The organism is Mangrovimonas sp. ST2L15, from assembly GCF_001280515.1.
In the GTDB taxonomy this organism is placed as follows: Bacteria; Bacteroidota; Bacteroidia; order Flavobacteriales; family Flavobacteriaceae; genus Mangrovimonas; species Mangrovimonas futianensis.
The window spans coordinates 1,368,723-1,377,500 of the sequence record NZ_LBIQ01000030.1 but is presented as its reverse complement, the minus strand read 5'-3'; the positions used below and the strand labels follow the sequence as shown (position 1 = coordinate 1,377,500).

General features: G+C 37.1%; 4 protein-coding genes, 2 tRNA genes and 1 rRNA gene. 3 read left to right on the top strand and 4 right to left on the bottom strand.

Translation table 11 applies throughout. The features are described from left to right. Positions 1–118: 118 nt before the first annotated feature. The 4 genes from ZA07_RS09985 to ZA07_RS09965 all read right to left on the bottom strand — a co-directional run bounded on the left by ZA07_RS09985 (position 119) and on the right by ZA07_RS09965 (position 4,590). Positions 119–192, bottom strand: a tRNA-Ala gene (locus ZA07_RS09985). Between the two features lie 155 nt (positions 193–347). Further along, positions 348–421, bottom strand: a tRNA-Ile gene (locus tag ZA07_RS09980). A gap of 90 nt (positions 422–511) precedes the next feature. After that, positions 512–2,029: ribosomal RNA gene (locus ZA07_RS09975) — 16S ribosomal RNA — on the bottom strand. 596 nt (positions 2,030–2,625) lie between these two features. Continuing rightward, entirely contained in the window at positions 2,626–4,590 is a 1,965-nt protein-coding gene (locus tag ZA07_RS09965; protein WP_053971539.1) for a putative porin, read from the bottom strand. A gap of 69 nt (positions 4,591–4,659) precedes the next feature. On the opposite strand from ZA07_RS09965, the gene ZA07_RS09960 reads away from it, so the two are divergent. The 3 genes from ZA07_RS09960 to ZA07_RS09950 are packed head-to-tail and all read left to right on the top strand — an operon-like array spanning position 4,660 to position 8,778. Continuing rightward, positions 4,660–5,259: a ribonuclease HII gene (locus ZA07_RS09960; protein ID WP_053971538.1), complete on the top strand. Its 600-nt coding sequence runs from the start codon at positions 4,660–4,662 to the stop codon at positions 5,257–5,259. A 27-nt stretch (positions 5,260–5,286) separates the two neighbouring features. Further along, positions 5,287–7,716 (top strand): hypothetical protein, encoded by a 2,430-nt coding sequence (locus ZA07_RS09955; RefSeq protein WP_053971537.1) that lies wholly within the window; start codon positions 5,287–5,289, stop codon positions 7,714–7,716. A gap of 12 nt (positions 7,717–7,728) precedes the next feature. Then, positions 7,729–8,778: a nucleoid-associated protein gene (locus ZA07_RS09950; protein WP_053971536.1), complete on the top strand. Its 1,050-nt coding sequence runs from the start codon at positions 7,729–7,731 to the stop codon at positions 8,776–8,778.

Sequence of the window (8,778 nt, the reverse complement as noted above, 5' to 3'; positions counted from 1 at the left end):
GTCTTTTCAATGAGTTTATTATTGCTCGTTACAATAATTTATGTTTTTAGATATTTTCTATCTAATTTTCATGTATCTTTTTTCAATATGTCAATGAACTTATGCCCATTAGGGCTCGTGGAGAATATCGGAGTCGAACCGATGACCTCCTGCGTGCAAGGCAGGCGCTCTAGCCAGCTGAGCTAATCCCCCATTTCTATTCAGTAGTCGGTAATCAGTTAACAGTAATCAGTTAATCGATGACCTATACGTCAACTTGGGATACCCAACTTCTAAAATTTCCTTTCAATCTTGTAATGAACGTTTTCAATCCACAATTGCATCCGCAATCGTTCGCTGAAGATTCGTAGTCTCAGGCAGACTCGAACTGCCGACCTCTACATTATCAGTGTAGCGCTCTAACCAGCTGAGCTATGAGACTCTCTACTTTATTATAGATATCTTAATTAAATCGACAGCAGGAGAATAAACCGAAATGTGTATTTCCAACCTCTTAGTCGTCTTTCTCTAGAAAGGAGGTGTTCCAGCCGCACCTTCCGGTACGGCTACCTTGTTACGACTTAGCCCTAGTTACCGATTTTACCCTAGGCCGCTCCTCTCGGTGACGGACTTCAGGCACTCCCAGCTTCCATGGCTTGACGGGCGGTGTGTACAAGGCCCGGGAACGTATTCACCGGATCATGGCTGATATCCGATTACTAGCGATTCCAGCTTCACGGAGTCGAGTTGCAGACTCCGATCCGAACTGTGATAGGTTTTGTGGATTCGCTCCTGCTCGCGCAGTGGCTGCCCTCTGTACCTACCATTGTAGCACGTGTGTAGCCCAGGACGTAAGGGCCGTGATGATTTGACGTCATCCCCACCTTCCTCGCGGTTTGCACCGGCAGTCTTGCTAGAGTTCCCATCTTTACATGCTGGCAACTAACAACAGGGGTTGCGCTCGTTATAGGACTTAACCTGACACCTCACGGCACGAGCTGACGACAACCATGCAGCACCTTGTAAGTAGTCCGAAGAAAGATCTATCTCTAAATCATGCAACTTACATTTAAGCCCTGGTAAGGTTCCTCGCGTATCATCGAATTAAACCACATGCTCCACCGCTTGTGCGGGCCCCCGTCAATTCCTTTGAGTTTCATTCTTGCGAACGTACTCCCCAGGTGGGTCACTTATCACTTTCGCTTAGCCACTCAGACCGAAGTCCGAACAGCTAGTGACCATCGTTTACGGCGTGGACTACCAGGGTATCTAATCCTGTTCGCTCCCCACGCTTTCGTCCATCAGTGTCAGTACATTGTTAGTGATCTGCCTTCGCAATCGGTATTCTATGTAATATCTATGCATTTCACCGCTACACTACATATTCTAACCACTTCACAATGACTCAAGATTATCAGTATCAAAGGCAATTCTACAGTTGAGCTGCAGGCTTTCACCTCTGACTTAACAATCCACCTACGGACCCTTTAAACCCAATGATTCCGGATAACGCTTGCATCCTCCGTATTACCGCGGCTGCTGGCACGGAGTTAGCCGATGCTTATTCATACGGTACCGTCAGCTCCCCTCACGAGGGGAGGTTTCTTCCCGTATAAAAGCAGTTTACAACCCATAGGGCAGTCTTCCTGCACGCGGCATGGCTGGATCAGGCTCTCGCCCATTGTCCACTATTCCTCACTGCCGCACCCCGTCGGAGTCTGGCCCGTGTCTCATGACCCGTGTGGGGGATCCCCCTCTCAGGGCCCCTATCTATCGTAGCCTAGGTGTGCCGTTACCACACCTACTAGCTAATAGAACGCATGCCCATCTCTTACCGCCGGAACTTTAATATAAAAATGATGCCATTCCTATATATTATGGGGCATTAATCCAAGTTTCCCTGGGCTATTCCCCTGTAAGAGGTAGGTTGCATACGCGTTACGCACCCGTGCGCCGGTCTCAAAATAGCAAGCTATTTCTACCCCTCGACTTGCATGTGTTAGGCCTGCCGCTAGCGTTCATCCTGAGCCAGGATCAAACTCTTCATCGTTAAATCTTATAAATCTTTAACAACTTTAAGACTGAAAAGGGACTCAAAATGGTTTATTCTCTTGTTGTGAAAAGTACCGTTTCCAGTACCTTTCTACGCTGTCAATTCAATATGTCTATGAACTTTCTTATCTTCTTTCTTAACTCGTTTCCTCGTTAAGCGGGTGCAAATATAAAACCCTTTTTTTAACCTCACAATAGTTTTGATACTTTTTTTTTGAAAATTTTTTCGAGGACTGTTTTCCCCGTTTCCACTCCCAAAATACCAACACCTTTACAAGAACTTCGCTACTCATAACTCTCGCTATTTTTGCGGCTGCAAACATACAACCTTTTTTGATTCTACAAACATGTTTTTGATATTTTTTTTGGGTTTTTTTTTAACCGGCCTTAAAACCAATCCCTTAACCCCAGTATCTCAAACTTTCTATGAACTTACGCTCCCGGTTTCCCCGTTTGCGGGTGCAAATATACCACCCTTTTTTCCTATCCAACAAACTTTTTAAAACCTTTTTTTGAAGTTTTTTTGAAATTGAAAATCAAAGATTGATTTTCAGAGCTTTACAAGATAAGAAAAAATCTTTGTTTTGAAAAACCTTATAAAAAGAAATTCCAAACAATACCAAAACGCAGTATAAAATCTCTGTATGGGTAGTTTGGCGCGGAATAATAATCGTATCCAGTCCACGCTGAATTCAAGTGTTCTGCCTTAAAATAAATGCGCGCCGTTCTAACCTTCGCATCGATAAAGAAATCAAACATAGGGAAACCTCCAAACTTACGATCTGTTTGAACATAGAACTCTGCCAAAAGTGGATCATAAGCATTCATATAATATTCGGTAAAATAATTAAAGGTGACTCCCGTTTGCAGGAACAACGCATTTCTGAAGAAATGGTTCTGATAATAAACTGTGTTGCGTGTTACAAATTCTGGAGCATTGAATACCTGGCTGCCATCTTCAATAGTTTGGTATACTATAGAGTTATCTATTCCAAACTTACCTAACTTCACATCCTTATTTAATTGAACCTTCAAATATCCAATTGTGCTATTATTCTGAAAGGGTTTAACTAAATCTGAAGTCTCCTCCTTTTTATAATAGGCATAATCTGTAATGGTGGAAATATCAACCAGTACTTCAGCCCATTTTTGAGACAAGATTCCAAATTGTAGGTTTTGAGTCTTTACATTATTAAAGTTATTTCGCCAGTTATAGTTCTTGTAACTACTTTGATAAAGTAGAAAGTTATAGTTGGGAGCTTTGGAACTATGATTGATCTTTGCAGACAATAATATATCATCTATGATATTAAGAGTAGCCTGTCCCGTTATAAAGTTACCATCAAAGTCTCCCGCCACGTTTAAACCAAAATCTCCTTTTATATTAAATCTTCCAATTTTATTGGTATAACCTCCTCCTATATTATATACCTTCCCTTTAAGCCTATTCGTTATGACCTCTTCATTTAAGATGACTAACTTGTCATATCCATAATTGAAGTCATCCATTCCAGCCTGGAATCTTAAATCACCAAGAAGTTCGTTTCTATATTCTGCATAAGCTCCTAAATGAAAATCTTCTAAAGTAGCCCGATCTCTTAAATTACTTGCTTGAAATGCATCACCGAAATACTCATTGGCTGCACTTTGGTTGAATTCATAATACTTGTCTTCAAATGAAATGACATTTCCTACTTTTAAGGAACTATTAGAAATCGAATCTTTTTCTTGGATTAATTTATAAGTGTGATCTAAATGAAAGCGCTTTCCTTTTAATATGTTCTCTGCATTTTCAAAGTTTACATCAAAAACACCTCTATCCTTAAAATCGGGATTACCGGATTCAAAATATATGATATTATCATCCCGTATCCCCCCATTTTCTTGATTCAATAAATCCTGAATTACGATATGGCCGTTGGCCGAGTACCTTTTATCCTTAGAATCATAACTGGAAGTAAACCTAAAATTCCCCGTACTGGTCAATATATGTTGGTATTTACCTAAAGACCGTAGTCCTTTATATGCCACAGAAAAATTAAACTGCTTGGACGTATTAACAGTAAAAAAGGCATCAACCTGTTGCCCTTGCTCAAATGCTGACTTATAATAGAGCTCTGTAAATGGTGTAGGCACATGATAATAATTAATATCCTCAATCTCCATATAATTAAAATGTCTTGCCCTTGCACCAAAAAGCGGCATTAGTTTTTCATTATCTAAGTTATATATTAAGGTGTTATATGTTTGCCCTACATTATTGAACTTCAGCAACCCAAAAACATCTCTCCTGAGATAGTTCCACTTATATTCTTTTTTTATTGTTAAAGAAGTATCCACATGAGTCGTATCTCGTTCTGGAGATATTATAAGATACTGCTCAATTTTAGCATCATAATTAATAATGTTCTTATTGGAGGTACTTTTTGTAGACCCTCTTCTTTGTTGGTTTTCATCGTAATCTCCAGTTGGAGTTAGGCCATCTGTTGATTGAATTATTTGCGAATATGTAGAAAGGCCAAAACCAAACAAAAAAAGTGCTAAAAATATCTTCTTCATAATAATTTTTCAGACCTTGCAAAGGTATGTACAATTTATCATAACGCGATTATACTAAGAATTATTTAAATGCTCAAGCTGAAATATTCTGAATTTAAATTTGAATGTGGAACAGATGAAGCAGGAAGAGGTTGCTTATCTGGTCCGGTGACGGCGGCGGCCGTTATTTTACCAAATGACTTTTCAAACAACCTTTTGAATGACTCCAAACAATTATCTGAAAGGAAACGAAAATTCCTAAGGCCTATTATTGAACAAGAAGCACTTGCATTTGGTGTGGCTCATGTTTTCCCCGAAGAAATCGATGCCATCAATATTTTAAATGCGTCCATTTTGGCAATGCATAGGGCCATTGAGCAATTAAAGATAACACCGGAATATATCATTGTTGACGGCAATCGATTCAAACCCTTTAATGAAGTTCCTTTTGACACTATTATTAAAGGAGACAGTAAATATTTATCGATTGCAGCTGCATCTGTTTTGGCAAAAACCTACCGTGATGATTATATGGAACAGGCTCATGAAGAATTCCCTCAATATGATTGGAAAAAAAATAAAGGATACCCAACCAAAAGACACAGGGAAGCCATAAAAAAATTGGGGCCGACAAACTACCACAGAAAATCATTCAAACTACTTCCAGAACAATTAAAGTTAGACCTATAACAATTATATTTGCACAAACCCTCTTTAATGAAAAACCTAAAATATGCCATTCTTTTTGTGGTGCTTGTTTTTAGTTGCTCCAAAGAATCTTCAAAAAGGCAACCTTTAGACTATTTACCCCAAAAACCAGAATTTGTTTTTAGAATTAACCAATTAGAAGGATTAAAAAGCTCCTTAAAGAATAATGACCTTCTAAAATCCCTTTCTTCCTCGGAGGTTTCCCAAAACTTAACCGACAAGTTGGATTTGATTCAGCACTTTTCTACAGAGGAAGAAATTTTATTAAGCTTCATTCATGATCAAAATGATAGCCTACAATATAGCCTAGCTACTCACCTCAATAAATATTTATTCCAAATCGATTCTTTACCGAATCATAAATTAGAGACCATCACAGATCAAGGTTTTACCTTTTCCAAAACCACTATTGACCAACACATTTTATATAGTGTAATTAAAGACAGTATTTTTATTGGAGCGTCCACATTAGATTTACTTCAAAACTGCCTTAAATCTAACATCAAAGGAAGTGAATGGTTAGAATTACTGAACTCTTCAAACAGTGGTTCTGATTTATCCGTTTTCATAAATAATAAGAATCATTCCATTCCTCAAAACATTTTTTATTTAGACTCTATTTCTTCAGCGTCCTTTAGTTCATACTATAATTTAGATATAGACTTGAATCAAGATGCTGTTATATATAATGGTGTAACGAAAGCTACTGATTCTACAAAAAGTTTCATCAATCAGTTTAAAGGCATTCAACCCCAAGAAAATGAATTGGCCAAAATCACACCGGCTAATAGCGATGGCTTTCTCAGTTTCACTTTTGCAAACTACAGCCAACTGAAACCTCAATTGAGATTACCCGAAATTGCAGATTCCTTAAGGGTAGAAACTTCCCTCTTTGATAATATTATAGAAGTAGGTCTTATTTTTGAAGGAAATGACCAAGCTGTCGTTTTAAATTCCCTAGACGACCTATCTACTTTAGAATCTCTAGAATCATCCTTGATAGAAACCTATAGACAAGTGGAAATCCATGAGTTTAAATATCCAGAATTATTTCATCAATCTTTTGGAAGCTTAGTACCCTATTCAACGGCCACCAAATATTGCCAGTTGAATCAGTTTTTTGTTTTTTCAGATAGTTACGAACTTTTACAAAACATTATAGTCAACTTTCAAAATAATACCACCTTATCTCATCGAGACTATTATGAGGATATCAAAATGCAGTTAAGTGACGAGTCTTCACTTTTAATGGTAGGGAACCAGGAAACCCTAAGTAACTTCTTCGAAAAAAATCTTAATGAAGAACAAGCATTTAAATTAAATCAATATAAGGCTTCTGCCCTTCAATTTATCTACGATCAAGATTTCGCACATATTAATGGTATTTTCAAAAAGGTCAAAACAAAGGCTGTTGACAATTCCATTTCAGAAGAATTTTCAATAGAACTTGATGCAGCCCTTATTAATGAGCCCAAGTTTGTATCAAATCACATAACAAAAGAGAAGGAAATAGTAGTTCAAGATATTAAGAACAACCTTTATCTTATTTCCAATTCTGGGAAAGTTCTTTGGAAAAAGCAACTACATGGACCTATACTTGGTCAAATTAGTCAAATAGACATGTATAAAAATGGAAGGCTTCAATTAGCTTTTGCCACCCCACATCGGGTTTATGTTTTGGATCGCAATGGCAAGGAAGTAGATCCTTTCCCTTTAAAATTCAATGACGATATTACCCAGCCATTAGCTGTATTTGACTATGACAATAACAAAAAATATCGTTTAATCATTACTCAGGGTAACAGAATCTATATGGTTGATGGTAGAGGGAAATCGGTAAAAGGATTCAATTTCAAAGGAACAGAAAAGAACCTAGTACATACTCCGCAACATATAAGAATAGGAAATAAAGACTACCTCCTATTTCAAACAGAAGACAAAATTTACATTCAAGACCGCGTTGGTAAAACAAGGGTAACCCCGAAAAATCAATACCAGTATTCAGATACCGGCATCTATGAATTCGAAAACAAATTCATAACTACAACAAAAGACGGTATTTTGGTTACTATTGATCAAAGTGGAAATACGGCATCAAGAGATTTAAAACTGACCGATCATCACAAATTAGTAACAACTTCCAAAACCTTAGTTGCAATGTCTGAGAATAGATTGACCATTAAGGATAAAACCATAGAACTTGATTTTGGTAATTATACCGATCCCGACATCTTTTACTTAAATGACAAAATCTATGTGACTGTAACTGATTTGCAAACCCAAAAAGTCTATTTATTTGACAGTAATGCCAAACCTATAAATAATTTCCCAGTTTATGGAACTTCAAAAATGGCATTAGACAACATCGACAAAGACAGAAATTTGGAATTTGTTACCCAAGGAGAAAATAACTCCATCTTAATTTACCAAATCAATTAATCTATACAAGCTATGATAAAGCGTTCCCAAGCCTCAATCTCTAAGTTAATCATTCATAAAGTTGGTAATAAGTTTAACCATACCAAAAATGCTTTTTCTGAAGATATTGTAAGATTTGATGATGCCAGTTACGATTTAATGCTCCCATTTTTATTACGCCCTTTTGGAAGTGTTGTTCAGAGTTATAGGTTCAACCACCATGCTAGTATTGCATTAAATGAGATCAACACCTATAGTTCTCAAATTTTTGAAGATGACGATCATTTTGTTGAAACTTCCAAACATATTGTTGAGCATCTTTTTGAGCAATCTAATTCTGCACAAATAAAAACGGGAGATGTATTGGTAGTTTTGTTTGAGGGTATTGAATACAATGAAATCACAACCAATGCTGTTGGCATCTTTAAAATAGAGAATAAAGTGGACTTTTTTCAAACCTATTTAGAAAATAGCAGTTATGATGTGGTTGTTCAAAAAGGAATCAATTCAAAAAAAGTTGATAAAGGATGCTTGATTTTAAATCAAAGCGATGCTGAAGGGCGTATTATTTTGAGCGCCGACAACAATAATTATGATGCGCAATATTGGACCAAACAATTTTTGAATATCAAATTTGCCGATGATGCTAATCAGCACACCCAAACTTATATCGAATTATGTAGAGATTTTTCTGAGGAAGTTTTAAAGACTTCTTATGGCAATCAAGAGCAAAGTGCCTTTTTGGCCAAAACTATTGACTACTTCAAGGAACATGAAAGTGTGGATGTGGAAGACTTCAAAGACGAAGTGTTTTTTGAAGACAAACACAAAGAGCTCTTTGACAATTACAAAAAGAGCTTTGAAAGTGAGCTCGATATTGTGGTTAGAAATCACTTTGACGTGGCCGAAGCTGTAGTAAAAAAGGAAAAGCGAAAGTTAAAAACCGAAATAAAACTTGATACCAATATTCAAATAAAACTGGATATTGACGCTCCCGATGCTTCGGAGGAGTATTTAGAACGAGGCTATGACGAAGAAAAAAAGATGCATTACTATAAAGTTTATTTCAACACAGAGGGATGA